The sequence below is a fragment of the Marinococcus sp. LNHM4E3-1 genome (genome assembly GCF_056034405.1).
In genome coordinates this window covers 287003-300873 of record NZ_JBQLID010000001.1, presented here as the reverse complement: position 1 = coordinate 300873, position 13871 = coordinate 287003, and the positions used below count along the sequence as shown (strand labels likewise).

Here is a 13871-nt window from a genome sequence, read left to right as displayed (position 1 = left end):
AACGGAAATTACAAAAAATAATCATTCATTTTTACCGCTGCTCCGGTAATACGAATGATTATTAAAGATGCTCTCTACTTCTTCTAGCGTTTGTGCCTGGTTCAGCTGCTCAAGAATGCTAGCATCCGTCCCCATTCTCGAAATCATATGCATAAGCGAGCGTATGCTCCCCTGGTCCTTTTCAGCAATCGCAAGCAGGAAAACAATCGTCACCTGTTCCTTTCCCCATTCAATCGGTTTATTAAAAATTGCAAGAGACACCGATGACTCGTAGATCTCCTCCGGCGGGGCGTGCGGAATCGCAATCCCGTTGCCAAGCGACGTGGAGGACGTTCTTTCCCTCATTACCGCCCGCTGCGGAAAATCTTCCGACACGGTACCCTTCCTCACGAGCTCCCGCCCGAGCTTTTCGATCAGCTCGTACCGGTGCACCGGCTCTATACCGATCGCTGTTTCCCCCTTTTTCAGCCAATCTGCCATGGAGCTGGAAAACAACGGCTTTTGCTCCTCGTATTGAAGATAGTTATCCAATTTCCTCCGGTCCTCCGCCTGGAGTAATGGAGAGATAACCAATACAGGCACCCTTTGGTTCGTCAGTTCTCTCGTGGATAAAACGAGATCAACCGAATAGGTTTCGAGCATATCATCAAGCTTGGGCGCCCCGATGCTGCCGATCACCTCCATCCCTTTATAGTTCTGCTCAAGCTTCGCTTCAAGCAGATGGGACATACCGACTCCCAGTTCACAAACGATCAGGACTTTCTTTTTCTGCTCCCGTTTTTTCTGAAGACGTTCAACAGACGCCTGGAAATGAAGCACCAGATAGGCAGCTTCATCCTCTGGAATGTAAATGCCATAGCTGTCATTCACTTCTTCCAGGGCCATCACCACCATACTGAACATATAGGGGTACATTTTCTTTATTTCCTCAAGCATCGGATTTCTGATCGCAAACCCATGCATGACGCGATGGATGGTCGAAGGCAAATGAACCTTCAGCCCCTCTAGAAGAATTAAATCCTCTTTAAAATTGGTCATCGTCAAAATCTGCAGCTGGGTCGTGAGCTGTTCGAGCATACCTTTCATTAATGCTTCTTTATTGCTGTTTTTCCGCAAAAAGTAGGAATCCGAGCAGCTGATCAAATGAAGCGTAAAGTATACCTTCTCCGATTCAGGAAGCGATAATTTCAACTTGTCTTTGATAACCTCTGCGAGCTCTTCCGCCATCGTATATTCCCCGGCATCTCTAGCCTCTTTTCGCTCATTTTCCTTCATCACAATTGTCGAAGACTGCCTCACACGCTTCATCATGATGAGCGCATGGATCATCAGGCTTTCCCGTTTTTCGGCTGATATCTCCCAGTTCCATGCGTTTAACCTGTCAGTAATTGCTTTTCTTATAAAGCTGACCTCATGCTGAGGGAAAAGCCGGACAAGCGAGTCCGAAGCCGTTTTATCCTTTGCTACAAGCTCAGATAAATGAGCAACAGCACTTCGTCGCTTCAATTCGTCTCCCGCGATGGTGAGGCCGAGCCGCTGTCTCGATATCAGTTCAAGCCCAAACGTTGCCAGCCAGTCCGAAATGACCGCCATGCTTTCTTTAATTTCTTTGACTGACATAAAGAATTCTTTTGCCAGCCCCTGTATGGTCTGGGGCTTTTCTTCGACGAGCAGACGGTAGCCTATTTCCACCAGGTGATCGGTCTCTTCATGCGAGGATCTTTTATGTAAAAGGCTTAAAATATGATGTTTTTCTTCTTCCGTAATGACTACTTGAACGCCGAGACCGGGTTTTCGCAGAAGCTTGGCCTCCGAGTGTTCACCGAGAAAATAGTGCAGCGTTTTCATATCATTCCGTATGGTTTTTTCCGAGCAGTGTAACTCTTCTGCCATCGTCTGAATATGCGTAAAAGCCTCCGAATGAAGCAATAGTTTCTGCAGCAGCTTTATCTGTCTTTCATTGAGCATCGCTTTATCCTCCCTTCATCTGTTTTTTTTCAGGTCCCTACACCCTTAATATATCATCCATTATAACCTTAGTTTTTTTGTTTGGGAGAGTCAGGTTAATTAAATTTTGGCCTCAACCCTTCGGCTGTCTTTTAAAAAAGACTGGGGACCCATGCCCTGCACCACTATATTAAAGACGATGGATGTTTTAAAGCAGGGGCTGTCACAAAAAATAGCCTGTTCAGGAGCCGGCACCGGGCCAGGTCCTGAACAGGCTATGATTCAAAGCCGCTTACATCGGCAAACCACTTTACGTTAAAAAATCAGCAGAAACGTGGGCCGTTTATTTTTCCGCTTTTTTACCGTTTCACATCATTTCCCTGATTCTGTACAAACTGAAGCACGTAGGCCTCGTCAAACTGGTTGCTGTCGCCGTACACCATATGCTTGAGCACGCTTGAACCGGTCGCAAATTCAACGATCTGCCGCGGCTCCCAGTCCTCCTGCAGTACCCCGTGCAGAATGCCGGAGGCAAAGCTGTCGCCGCCTCCGACCCGCTCCAGCAGATCAAACGAATGCGTGATGCTGGCATGAAGCCCGCTTCCATTATAGTAGTAGCCGGTCAGGCTGTTCGAACTGGCCGATGCCGCCGTCCGGTGGGTGCTTGCCATTAAGGAAATATTATACGTACGAGCAGCTTCTTCATAGAACCGTTCGAGCTGCTCCGGCGAAAACGCTTCGTGCCCGTCCACCCCTAACAGATACACAAAATCCTTATGGCCGATGAAGCAGACATCCACATACGGCAAAATGTCTTCAAAGGAGGCCTTCGCTTCCTTCGGGGACCACAGCTTCGCGCGGAAGTTGCAGTCAAAGCTCACATGCACTCCGCGACTTGAAGCCTCCTGTACGGCGGTCATCGTCAGGTCATGCATAGCCGGGCCAAGCGCGGGCGTAATGCCGCTCACGTGAAACACCTCTACCCCGGCAAGCAGCTGCTCCCAATCGAGATCAGCATCTGTAAGCTCCCACACAGATGAATCCTCCCGGTCGTACATGACCTCCGCGGGCTTGACTGAATAGCCAGCTTCCACGTAGTACAGCCCGAGACGACGGCCCTGATCCACAATCATGTTCGTGTGGACGCCAGCTGTACGGAGACGGCGTTTGGCAGCCTCCCCCATCGCATTTGCCGGGAGCGCCGTCAGAAACGCGGTCTCGTGCCCGAACTGGCTCATGTTCATCGCCACATTGGCTTCGGCCCCGCCAAAATACACGTGAAAATCGTTGGTCTGGACCAGCCGCTGGTGGAACGGAGGTGTGAGACGCATCATCAGTTCGCCCATTGTCAGGATTCGCGCCATCGGTTACACCTCCTCCGCGAGCCGCTGGAATTCGGCGGCAAGGCGGGTGACTTCGTCGTAATCGCCGGTTTTGGCCGGTCCGGTAATCGATCCCCCGGCCCCTATCATGATGGCACCGGCCCGCAGCCAGTCCTGTACGTTATCCAGGTCCACCCCGCCGGTCGGCATCAGCTGCACGTGCGGCAGTGGTCCGCGGATCGTCTTGATGAACGAGGGCGCATACATTTCTCCCGGAAACAGCTTCACCACCTGCGCACCGTAGCTAAGTGCTTCCGTGGCTTCCCGAACGGTCATCACGCCCGGCAGATATGGTACCGCATAGCGGTTGCAAAGCTTCGCCACCTCAGAATCAAAGGACGGGCTCACGATAAACGACGCGCCCCGGACAATGGCGAGCCGGGCGGTTTCGCTGTCGAGTACCGTTCCCGCCCCGACTACCACGTCCGGATACTTCTGTCGCAGCTTCCGCAACACGTCATCGGCCTCCGGCACGGTGAAGGTGACTTCAAGTGTTTTAGAACCGCCCTTCACGCAGGCATCTGCAGTCTTCAGCGCTTGATCCGGGGTTTCTCCACGAACGACGACCGCTACTTTGTTTTCGATCATTTGATTCAGGATATGAAATACTCTCATTGTTTTCTCCTTTATACTCCAGAATAAGCGGAAAACCCACCGTCAATTGGTACGACAATGCCGTTCACAAAGCCCGAGGATTTTTCATCAACGAGCCACAGCAGGGTGCCCACAAGCTCCTCTGGCTCCCCGAAGCGCTCCTGCGGCGTCTGGGACAGGATTTTTTCCGCTCTCGCGCTCAGCACGCCTTCTTCCGAAAACATCAGCTCCCGGTTCTGGTCCGTCAGGAAAAAGCCCGGGGCCATGGCGTTTACCCGCACGCCGGATTTGGAAAAATAGACGGCAAGCCACTGCGTGAAGTTGCTGACAGCCGCCTTTGCCCCGCTGTAGGCAGGAATTTTTGTGAGCGGCCGGTACGCATTCATCGATGAAATGTTAATGATCGAGCCCGGCCGGTCATACACCATGTCGCGAGTAAATACCTGCGACGGAATCAGCGCCCCGAGAAAGTTCAGCGAAAACAGCTGATCCACCGCAGCAGGATCCAGGTCAAAAAACGTGCCGCCGCTGTTGGGCGCTTTCGGATCGAAGTATTCCTGTCCGGTCGTCGCCTTCGGATTATTGCCGCCCGCTCCGTTTACGAGAATATCACACGGCCCGAATCGGCTTTTTACATCGTCATAGATTGCTTCCATTGCCTGTTTGTCCGTTACATCGCCGCTGTAGCCGGCGGCTTCTCCCCCGCCTTCGCTGATCCGTTCGGCCACCTCTTCGACCTTTTCTTTGTTGCGGGCGACAATCGCCACTTTGGCTCCATTGGCAGCCAGCGCCTCTGCCATCACAGAGCCGAGCACGCCGCTACCGCCTGTTATGACGACAACCTTATCCTCCAGTGGAATTTGAAATGGTGTCTGCATCGTTTATCTCCTTTCCCGCACAGCATCGATAATGCCATTAAGATATACTGCCCCAAGCGCGCGGTCATACAAACCGTAGCCAGGCCGGCCTTCTTCGCCCCAGATCATCCGTCCGTGATCCGGCCGGATCGGGCCTTCGTAGCCTACTTCGATCAGCTTCTTCATAACGCCGACCATATCGAGTGATCCGTCGTGCACGGAATGCGACGTTTCCTGGAACGATTTTTCGCTTGTCCATCGTACGTTTCTGGCATGCACAAAATGAATGCGGTCCTTCATATGTTCAATCATGCTTATTAAATCATTATCCCGGTCCGCGCCGTAGGAGCCGGTACAGAAAGTAATCCCGTTGTGCCTGCTGTTGACACGCTTCAGCATCGTCATGACATTGGCTTCGTTTGTAATAATGCGCGGCAGGCCGAAAATATCCCAGGGTGGATCGTCGGGATGGATCGCCATCAGCACGTCTTCTTCCTCCGCAACCGGAATGATGCGCTCCAGAAAGTAAATCAGGTTTTCCATCAGATCCTCTTTGGTTATTTCCTTATATTCCTCCATAATGACCCGCAGATCATCCTTCTGGTAGGACAAATCCCATCCGGGAAGCGTCAGGCTCCCGTCGAGCGGATCAATCTGCTGAATCAGTTCTTCATCATACATGAGGGAATGGGATCCGTCAGGAAGCGGTGCATCAAGCTTGGAGCGGGTCCAGTCAAACACCGGCATGAAGTTGTAGCAGATGGTCTTAATGCCTTCTTGGGAAAGATTGCGGATCGTTTCCTGATACTTTTCAATCCAGCTGTCTCTCGTGCTTTTACCCATTTTAATGTCTTCATGGACCGGGACGCTTTCCACCACGTTCCATACGAGCCCGCTCTGTGCGATTTCTTCTTTAACTTCCCGAATTTTCTCCCGCGGCCACGTTTCGCCCGGCGGCAGATCATATATGGCAGACACTATCCCCTTCATCGCGGGAATCTGCTTGATCTGTTCGAGCTTGACGGGGTCTTCGGTCCCGTACCAGCGAAAGCTCATCTCCATCATTCATTCCTCCTTTAAATTGAAAAATATTTTTTCGCGTTATAATAGCAGATATTTTCGACATACGTACGTAATAGCTTCAAGTCATGCGGCGCTTTTCCTTCTTCCACCCAGCTACCAATTAAATTGCATAGAATGCGCCGGAAATATTCATGGCGTGAAAATGACAAAAAGCTTCTCGAATCGGTCAGCATACCAATGAAATTGCTGATTAAGCCGATATTTGCCAGAGACTTCATATGGCTTTCCATTCCGTCAATATGGTCATTGAACCACCAGGCGGTGCCCACCTGCACCTTGCCGGGAATGTCGCTGTTTTGAAAGCTGCCGGCAATTGCCGCGAGCGTATTGTTGTTATTGGCATTGACGCTGTACAACACCGTTTTGGGAAGCGCATTGCTGCTTTCAAGCTGATCGAGAAACGCAGCAAGCGGTCGTGCAGGCAGCTGGTCATGAATCGCGTCAAAACCCGCGTCCCCGCCGAGCTTCTTAAACATAGTGGTATTCGTATTGCGAAGCGGATGCAGGTGGAGCTGCATTACCCATTCTTTTTCCGCATACCTTTCAGCCAGATGCAGCAGCGTATACGTTTTGTATTGGGCTGCCTCCTGCGCCGTAACCGCCTCTCCGTTCAATCGTTTTTGGAAAACGGCTGCTGCTTCCGCTTCGCTCGCTGGTTCATACACCATTTCGGTCAGCCCATGATCGGAGCTGCGGGTGCCGAGTGCATCAAAAGCTTCAATTCTTTCATCAAGGGCGGCTAAAAGCTCGCCGTAGGAGGAAATGCTTTTCCCTGTCAAATCTGCCAGCTGCCCGACCCAGCCTGGGAAGCTGTCCTTTTCCAGGTGCAGTGCCTGATCGGGGCGATAGGAAGGAGAGACCTCAAATGGCAAATCGCTTCGCCCGAGCTGCTCGTGGGTGGTTAACGCGTCTGCCGGGTCGTCTGTCGTTCCCAGGAACACGACGCTGTCCTTCTGGAGAAGCGACTGGGTGGAAAACTCCGGTGACTGCAGCTTTTCCCGGGTTTCGTTCCAGATTCCCTCCGCCGTGTTCTTATTTAACAGCGTATGGATGCCGAAATATGAGGACAGCTCCAGGTGCGTCCAGTGGTACAGCGGGTTCCCGAGCGTATTCGGCACCGTTTCTGCCCATGCCAGAAATTTTTCGTAGTCGCTTTTGTTTCCGGTAATGTATTCCTCCGAAATCCCGTTCGCCCGCATGGCTCGCCACTTGTAGTGGTCTCCGCTCAGCCAGATCCCGGCCAGGTTATCAAAATTTTTGTCGTTTAATATTTCGCCTGGCGGCAGGTGATTGTGATAATCGACGAGCGGCAGATGCTTCGCATAATCATGATACAGCGTGCGTGCCACTGGTGACTGAAGCAAAAAATCTTCGTGAATAAATGCAGTCATGGTCTCATCTCCTAATTAATTTGTTTACTATGCAAACTATTAAATTTATACTTTTAACACAGAAGCATTCGTATTACTACCATACGCAGCACGAATAGAAAGAGGGATCTACCTTGCATAAAGGTGACTGGAACTATATCCGAAACTTAAACCGACGGCTGATTCTTGAGGAAATCGTGAAGAATGCTTCCCTTTCCCGGAGTGAGCTTGCAAGAATTACCGGCTTAAATAAAGCAACCATTTCCACTCAGATTCATGATCTGCTCGAGCAGGGACTCGTGATTGAAACAAGAACCGAAGCACTCGAGACTCCCGGCCGTAAGCCGATAATTATTGAAATGAACGAGCGAGCCGGCTTTACGATCGGCATTGATATTGATGAACTGAGCACCAATATCATTTTTTGTGACCTGAAGGGCCGCCGGCTTCATCAAAAGCAGCTGCATCTGGACACGTATCATTTTGAAAGCATGCTTGAAGAATTAATTCGACAGCTGCAAACAGAAATTGACGTATTCCGGAGCGGCACTTATGATGCTCCCCTTGCCGGAATCGGCATCGGTATTCACGGCATCGTAAATAACGACAGCCAGATCGTTTACACCCCGAAGCAGGAATGGGTGGATCTCGACGTGAAGACCCGGATCGAAGAAGCATTTGACACCCCCGTTCATGTGGACAACAGCGCCAACCTGGCAGTGTATGCCGAACATGTTTACGGGGAACACGTACCGGACCTGTTCTGCCTGACCCTGTATTCCGGCATCGGGCTTGGCATGGTCAAGGATTCGGTCATTTACCGCGGACATCAGGGCTTTGCGGGTGAAATCGGCCATATGATTATTGAGCCAAACGGCAAGCCCTGCCCTTGCGGCAATCATGGGTGCTGGGAGCTTTACGCTTCCAATAAAGCGTTTTTTAAAATGCTTCACGATAACGGTACAGACTTTCATACCCAGGAGCAGGTGCAGAAGCATTTGGAAACGGCCAACGCCGAACAGGTGATTAACGACTACATTTTCTACCTTTCAATTGGGGTAAATAATGTGATTAACATTTTCAATCCGGAGCGCATCATCATTAACAGCCCGCTGTTTGCCTCTAAGCCGGAGCTTTTGGACCGGGTCGAGGCATCTCTGCAGTCCAAGTTTAACAACTACGAGCAGCTGAAAGTCTCGAGCCTGAACGAAGATGCCTGCGCTCTCGGCGCCGCAGCGCTTGCGTTCAAAAAGTTTCTCGGCGTGCACCACGTGGACCACTCCGCCTCCTTTATCAAAAAGCAGTAAATATAAAGCTACATCAGATCAAACAGCTGAGGCAGGAACAGGCTGAGCTGCGGGATAAAGGTAATGGCTAGCACCATGACAATCAGTATGATGAAATACGGCACCAGCGCTTTGATGACGCTTTCGAGTCTTGCATTGGCTACGCTTGTACCAACAAATAATACGCTTCCGACCGGAGGAGTAATGTTGCCGATACAAAGGTTGAACGCAATAATAATGCCAAAGTGCACGGGATCGATGCCAAGCTCGGTAACGACCGGTAAAAAGATCGGTGTGAAAATAAGCACGGCCGGCGTAATATCCATAAAGGTTCCCATGACGAGCAAAATCACGTTGATGAGCAGAAGAATGACGATCGTATTCGCGCTGATTGAAAGAAGCGCGCTGCTGATCCCTGCCGGAATCTCGGTATAGCTCATTACGAGCGAAAACAGGGATGATGCCGTAATTAAAAGCAGAATCATACCGGTAATTTCAATGGTTTCCTTGAAAATGTTTTTAAATTGCTCTTTTTTCAGCTGCTTGTATAAAAGCGACAGCAGCAGGGCGTAAATGACGGCTACCGCCGCGCCTTCGGTGGCGGTAAAAATACCGGCAACGATCCCGCCGATAACGATGATAATCAAAAGCAGACTTGGAATTGCGTCAAAGATGATAAACATTTTATTCTTCCAGCTGACTTTCTCGGATACTGGATATTTATGTTTTCTAGCATATACGTACGCAATCGCCATAACAGAAAGGCCCCATAAAATGCCTGGAATGTAGCCAGCCATAAACAGCGCTGCAATCGAAGTTCCTCCGCTGACCAGGGAATACACAATCAGCATCGAGCTCGGCGGAATTAAAAGTCCTGCCGGTGCCGACGCGATATTTGTCGCGGCAGAATAGCTCAGGGAATATTTCTGTCTCATTTCCATCGGGGTCATGATTTTCCCCATCGCAGCCGCCGCTGCGACACTTGAGCCCGAAATCGAGCCAAACAGCATATTTCCGACGACGTTCGTATGGGCGAGCGACCCTGGCAGCCTTCCCACAATAATTTTTGCCAGGTTAATGAGCCTAAACGCGATGCCTCCGTTGTTCATAATAATACCTGCAAGCACAAACAATGGAATCGCCAGAATGGTAAAGTTGTCTACGCCTGTCGCAAGACGCTGGGCGGTAATAATGATACTGACGTCAAATGGAATGACAAGTGAAATGGTTACCATCGCACTCAGCAGAATCGCGAGCGCAATCGGCACTCCGAACACGAGCAGTATCCCGAGCGATGCAAATAATAAAATTCCGGCTGTAACTGTCATCCTTTTTCCCCCTCACTGGCAGTGCCGATCCGGCTGCTGCCACGAAGCATATCAATCAGCGCGTACAAAACGATACATACGCCTGAAACCGGCACGGCGATGTAGACAAACAGCATGGACATCCCTGTTGCCGGGGCCGTTTCCGAGTATGTATACGTCAGCAGAATGATGCCGCCGATGATCATCGGTACTATCCCTAAAAACACCCATAAGACATTGATCGCAAGGTTAATCAAGCGCTGCGAACGTTCCCGGAACTTTTCCACCAGAAACACAATGGCAATGTGCTTTTTCTGTCCAAACACGTAAGCAGCCGTCAGCAGCGTAAACCAGATGAGCATAAAGCGTATGATTTCTTCGCTTGTGGTACTCGGCGCATCCAGGACGTACCGGGTAAAAACCTGCCAGATCGAAAGTAAAGCCATGCAGGTAATTAATACGGCGTTAACAATTAATAGCGCACGGTCGAGAATCATTTTGACCTTTTGCATCCTACTCGGCCTCCTTTATTTTATTGTAAATATCAGAGGTGTCCGGATCGTTCTGGAATTCTTCATGCAGCGGCTGAACCTCGTCAATAAACGATTGTTTATCTACTTCATAAAACTCTACGTTCATTTCCTCTTCGGCCGTAGCCTTGGCTTCTTCTACTGTTTGATTCCAAAGATCTTCATGGTAGCTGGTTGATTCTTCTGCAGCCTCTTCAATGACCTGCAGTTCACTATCTGAGAGGTCTTGCATCGTATTTTCATTAGCAATCAGCACGTCGGGAACGATAGCGTGTTCGGTGTAGAAATAGTTTTTCGCCACTTCTCCGTGGTTGCTGTTCGTAAGCGCCGTCGCATTGTTTTCGGCGGCATCAATGACACCTGACTGCAGCGCGGTGTATACTTCCCCGTAGCTCATCGGCGTTGGAGTGCCTCCCATCGCTTCGATCATCTGTACACTCGTCTGACTCGGCTGCACTCTCGTTTTTAAGCCGCTCATATCCTCGCTTGTTTCGAGCATCGTATTTTTCGTATAAACGTTGCGGACACCTGCATCATAATACGTCAGCCCGCGGAACCCTTTGTCAGCAGATTCCATGTAAATGTCGCTGGTCACTTCTTCATCGTTCATGACACGCTTAAAGCTTTCCTGGCTTTCAAATAAATACGGCAGGCTGAAGACGGAATACGCCGGTTCAAAGCTTTCGAGGGCACTCCCGCTCACCTTGCTGAAATCCACGGCGCCGGTCTGAGTCCCTTCAATTACTTCCCGCTCGCTTCCAAGCTCCCCGTTCGGGTAAATTTTAATGCTCATGTCTCCATCCGATTTTTCCTCCACAAGCTCGGCAAACCGTTCAAGCGATTGGTGCACCGGATGGTCCGTCGGCTGGTTGTGTGCGAGCGTGAAGGTCTGTTCTTCCTCCCCGCTTGCACTCTGGCAGCCTGTTAAAGCAATCAGGGCCGTCATCGTGGCAAGACTTATCCATTTTTTCACTGTTGTTTCCCTCCTTTAATTAACGTTCAGCGATACTCACTTCCATGAAAACCACGTGTCTGCTTTTCCGTTAATAATAACCTGCCTCGTTTCATCCTCCGGAAGCTGGAAGTGCATAGACGTAAAACCATTCCTGTACGACCCTTCCTGAAGGACTTCAATGTAAATACCGCCTTCGCCAGGCGTCATGGTACATGTAATCAAAAGCTCGTCGGTATCGTGACGCTTGTCGTTGTCGTCGTAATACGTAAACGATGTTTGTTCACCGTTTTGGCCCGGATACACCTGCACGTCGATCCGGCTTTCGGCTTCGTTTTCCACCGGCAGCAGGCTGCCGCCCTTTACCATCACCGGCGTATACTCGAGCGGAGCAGGAACCGTGACCCTGCGTCCTCCTTCGTACCACTGCCCGGTATACATGTCGTACCACCCGTGCGGATGAGCAGGCAGGTACACTTCACGTTCACGCTCTCCCGGACGTACAATGGTGCATACTAGCAGCTCTTCGCCCAGCATGAACTCGTCGTTTTCGACATGCGTCGCTGCATCGTCGCCAAAGTCAAAGAAGGTTGGCTTGATCACCGGCTCGTAGCTGGCCGACGACTTGTGAAGAAGCGAGAATATATACCCGGACAGCTTCTGGTGCCAGTGAATGGCGTCGGAAACCTTGTCGACAATCTCCGGGTACATCCACGGTTCGTTCACCGTCTGGTCGTCATTCCAGGAATGTATTGTAAACCGCGGATAATAAATGTTGCTCTGAATCCAGCGCAAAAACAGCTCAGGCTCCGGCGCGTCTCCGGAGAAACCGCCCGTGTCATGTCCGAAATTGTAAATGCCGGAAAGACTTAAGCCGATCGCCATTTTAATGTTGTACTGGAGCGTTTCCCAATTAGAGTAGTTGTCTCCGGTCCACGTCTGGGCGTACCTGCTGAGGCCCGCGCTTCCTGCCCGGCTTATCAGGTACGGGCGTTTTTCACTGTCAAACTCGGTCTGGGCTTCGAGCGAGCTTTTCGTCATCAGCATCGGGAAAATCGCGCGGTAATCCTGAAATCTTCCGCCCTGGCCAAACAAATGAACCACTGCTTCAGGATCCCAGATTTCAAACTCGTTGTTGTCATTCCAGGTGGCGTCGATCCCGTTTGCGAGCAGTTCCTTTTTCACGTTTTCCTTCCACCACTCGATGGTCTGCCTGTTGGTAAAGTCCAGATAGACGCCCATATCGTCCCAGAACTGTTGCAGGAGCGGCCGGTGTTTTTTGTCGAGAACAATGTAGTCGTTGTTAAGTACTTCTTCATGCTTTGGGTGATCGATCAACAGGCTCGGTTTAATGTTGGCAATGATGCGGACACCGTTCGCATGAAAATCTTCAGTAAATTTTAACGGATCCGGGAATTTTTCGTAGTTCCAGTTGAAGACGTAACGTTTATGGTCAATGGATGTATATCCTGAGGAGAGGTGAAAGGACTCGCACGGCATGTCGTTTCTCTGGCAGTCTTCTACAAAGTTCATCAGACGCTCCTGAGACCTTTCTTCATCGGTATAGGTCATTGTTGACCCGGAGTAGCCGATGCTCCATTTTGGCATCAGTGCCGGACGGCCAGTCATCCAGGAAAAGCTGCGGGTGACCTCAGCTGTCGTAGGCCCGAGAATGAAGTAGCAATCCAGAAAATGAGAGCTGGATTGAAAAAACCGATACTTCCCGTGGTAGTTGTCCTTTTCCCGGCCCATGTCGAAAGCGCATTCATTATAGTCATCGTAGTAGAGTCCAAAAGCCACTCCGGTTTCCGGCGAATGCGTAATATAGTACGGAATATGCTTATATAGCGGGTCCGTTTTTTGGGCATCGTAGCCCATTGCGTCAATGTTCAGCATCCGGAAGCGCTCCCCGTACTTATTGACATTTCCTGTTTTTTCCCCGAGGCCATAGTAACGCTCCCCTTCATTTCGTTTTAAGTAGTGGGCTGTCGGCGCCGTTTCAGCAATCTGAAATCCGTACGCCTGCGTATTTCGGTCTTCGGCAATCAGCTTCTCTTCTCCGGCTGTTTTGTCGAACCAGCTGCAGTGCAGCTTCGTTTTATTGATCATCAGCTTGAGTGAAGCCGTTTCAATTACATATTCTTCAGGATTCTCTGACGTTTCATAGGCCGGGAGCGAAAAATAATCAGTGATTCGATTCCGGTCGAGTCCTTCAAACGGCATTTCCGTGTCTCCCGGGGCCACTGCCCATGTATGTATATCCATCTCCGGCTGTCCCTTCGTCAGTGTAACGCGGAACAATTTTTCTTCGAGTACATAAACGCAAAAGTACATTTCCTGCACATCGGATTCAAAAATAAGCATATTGTTCTTTTGAGCAGATAAATAAAACTGATCTTTCGTCGTTAGCATATGTTCACCCTCTTTGGATTAATCACTTGCCCAAATAATTAATTTGTAGTGTAAACAAATTAATTATTTACTTTATGATAAGGCTTTCCTGAACGTTTCGCAACCCCGATTTTACTTGATAATTTATTCTGTCGTTATATCAAAAAATGGT

The 13871-nt window shown here is 50.1% G+C and carries 11 protein-coding genes; 1 reads left to right on the top strand and 10 read right to left on the bottom strand.

Translation table 11 applies throughout. From position 1 onward, the window contains the following. Window positions 1-21: 21 nt before the first annotated feature. The 6 genes from ACTRXI_RS01405 to uxaC all read right to left on the bottom strand — a co-directional run bounded on the left by ACTRXI_RS01405 (window position 22) and on the right by uxaC (window position 7254). The gene (locus ACTRXI_RS01405) at window positions 22-1968 is read right to left on the bottom strand and encodes a BglG family transcription antiterminator (RefSeq protein ID WP_474260693.1); all 1947 of its coding nucleotides are present in this window, start codon (window positions 1966-1968) and stop codon (window positions 22-24) included. A 338-nt stretch (window positions 1969-2306) separates the two neighbouring features. After that, a complete protein-coding gene (locus ACTRXI_RS01400; protein WP_474260692.1) occupies window positions 2307-3311 on the bottom strand; it encodes a sugar kinase in 1005 nt (334 codons plus the stop codon). A 3-nt stretch (window positions 3312-3314) separates the two neighbouring features. Continuing rightward, window positions 3315-3944 carry a bifunctional 2-keto-4-hydroxyglutarate aldolase/2-keto-3-deoxy-6-phosphogluconate aldolase gene (locus tag ACTRXI_RS01395; protein WP_474260691.1) on the bottom strand — a complete coding sequence of 210 codons (630 nt, stop codon included), beginning with the start codon at window positions 3942-3944 and terminating at the stop codon, window positions 3315-3317. An 11-nt stretch (window positions 3945-3955) separates the two neighbouring features. Further along, the gene (locus ACTRXI_RS01390) at window positions 3956-4801 is read right to left on the bottom strand and encodes an SDR family oxidoreductase (protein ID WP_474260689.1); all 846 of its coding nucleotides are present in this window, start codon (window positions 4799-4801) and stop codon (window positions 3956-3958) included. A 3-nt stretch (window positions 4802-4804) separates the two neighbouring features. Beyond that, on the bottom strand, window positions 4805-5842 hold the full coding sequence (gene uxuA / locus ACTRXI_RS01385; protein ID WP_474260835.1) for a mannonate dehydratase: 1038 nt from the start codon (window positions 5840-5842) through the stop codon (window positions 4805-4807). A gap of 14 nt (window positions 5843-5856) precedes the next feature. Continuing rightward, entirely contained in the window at window positions 5857-7254 is a 1398-nt protein-coding gene (uxaC, locus tag ACTRXI_RS01380) for a glucuronate isomerase (protein WP_474260688.1), read from the bottom strand. 113 nt (window positions 7255-7367) lie between these two features. On the opposite strand from uxaC, the gene ACTRXI_RS01375 reads away from it, so the two are divergent. Beyond that, window positions 7368-8540, top strand: a complete 1173-nt coding sequence (locus ACTRXI_RS01375) for an ROK family transcriptional regulator (RefSeq protein ID WP_474260687.1) — start codon at window positions 7368-7370, stop codon at window positions 8538-8540. 8 nt (window positions 8541-8548) lie between these two features. On the opposite strand, the gene ACTRXI_RS01370 is transcribed toward ACTRXI_RS01375, so the two are convergent. Genes ACTRXI_RS01370 through ACTRXI_RS01355 form a run of 4 tightly spaced genes read right to left on the bottom strand, consistent with a single transcriptional unit; the run spans window position 8549 to window position 13720 of the window. Beyond that, window positions 8549-9847, bottom strand: a complete 1299-nt coding sequence (locus ACTRXI_RS01370) for a TRAP transporter large permease (RefSeq protein WP_474260686.1) — start codon at window positions 9845-9847, stop codon at window positions 8549-8551. Continuing rightward, entirely contained in the window at window positions 9844-10338 is a 495-nt protein-coding gene (locus ACTRXI_RS01365) for a TRAP transporter small permease (RefSeq protein WP_474260685.1), read from the bottom strand. The genes ACTRXI_RS01370 and ACTRXI_RS01365 overlap by 4 nt, the downstream gene beginning before the upstream one ends. A gap of 1 nt (window position 10339) precedes the next feature. Continuing rightward, on the bottom strand, window positions 10340-11329 hold the full coding sequence (locus tag ACTRXI_RS01360; protein WP_474260684.1) for a TRAP transporter substrate-binding protein: 990 nt from the start codon (window positions 11327-11329) through the stop codon (window positions 10340-10342). 36 nt (window positions 11330-11365) lie between these two features. Then, the gene (locus tag ACTRXI_RS01355) at window positions 11366-13720 is read right to left on the bottom strand and encodes a glycoside hydrolase family 31 protein (RefSeq protein WP_474260683.1); all 2355 of its coding nucleotides are present in this window, start codon (window positions 13718-13720) and stop codon (window positions 11366-11368) included. Between the last annotated feature and the right edge of the window lie 151 nt (window positions 13721-13871).

What these genes read in the sequence shown, in the direction of transcription:
- ACTRXI_RS01405 (WP_474260693.1), bottom strand. Translation starts at nt 1,968, where the DNA reads ATGCTCAATGAAAGACAGATAAAGCTGCTGCAGAAACTATTGCTTCAT.
- ACTRXI_RS01400 (WP_474260692.1), bottom strand. Translation starts at nt 3,311, where the DNA reads ATGGCGCGAATCCTGACAATGGGCGAACTGATGATGCGTCTCACACCT.
- ACTRXI_RS01395 (WP_474260691.1), bottom strand. Translation starts at nt 3,944, where the DNA reads ATGAGAGTATTTCATATCCTGAATCAAATGATCGAAAACAAAGTAGCG.
- ACTRXI_RS01390 (WP_474260689.1), bottom strand. Translation starts at nt 4,801, where the DNA reads ATGCAGACACCATTTCAAATTCCACTGGAGGATAAGGTTGTCGTCATA.
- uxuA (WP_474260835.1), bottom strand. Translation starts at nt 5,842, where the DNA reads ATGGAGATGAGCTTTCGCTGGTACGGGACCGAAGACCCCGTCAAGCTC.
- uxaC (WP_474260688.1), bottom strand. Translation starts at nt 7,254, where the DNA reads ATGACTGCATTTATTCACGAAGATTTTTTGCTTCAGTCACCAGTGGCA.
- ACTRXI_RS01370 (WP_474260686.1), bottom strand. Translation starts at nt 9,847, where the DNA reads ATGACAGTTACAGCCGGAATTTTATTATTTGCATCGCTCGGGATACTG.
- ACTRXI_RS01365 (WP_474260685.1), bottom strand. Translation starts at nt 10,338, where the DNA reads ATGCAAAAGGTCAAAATGATTCTCGACCGTGCGCTATTAATTGTTAAC.
- ACTRXI_RS01355 (WP_474260683.1), bottom strand. Translation starts at nt 13,720, where the DNA reads ATGCTAACGACGAAAGATCAGTTTTATTTATCTGCTCAAAAGAACAAT.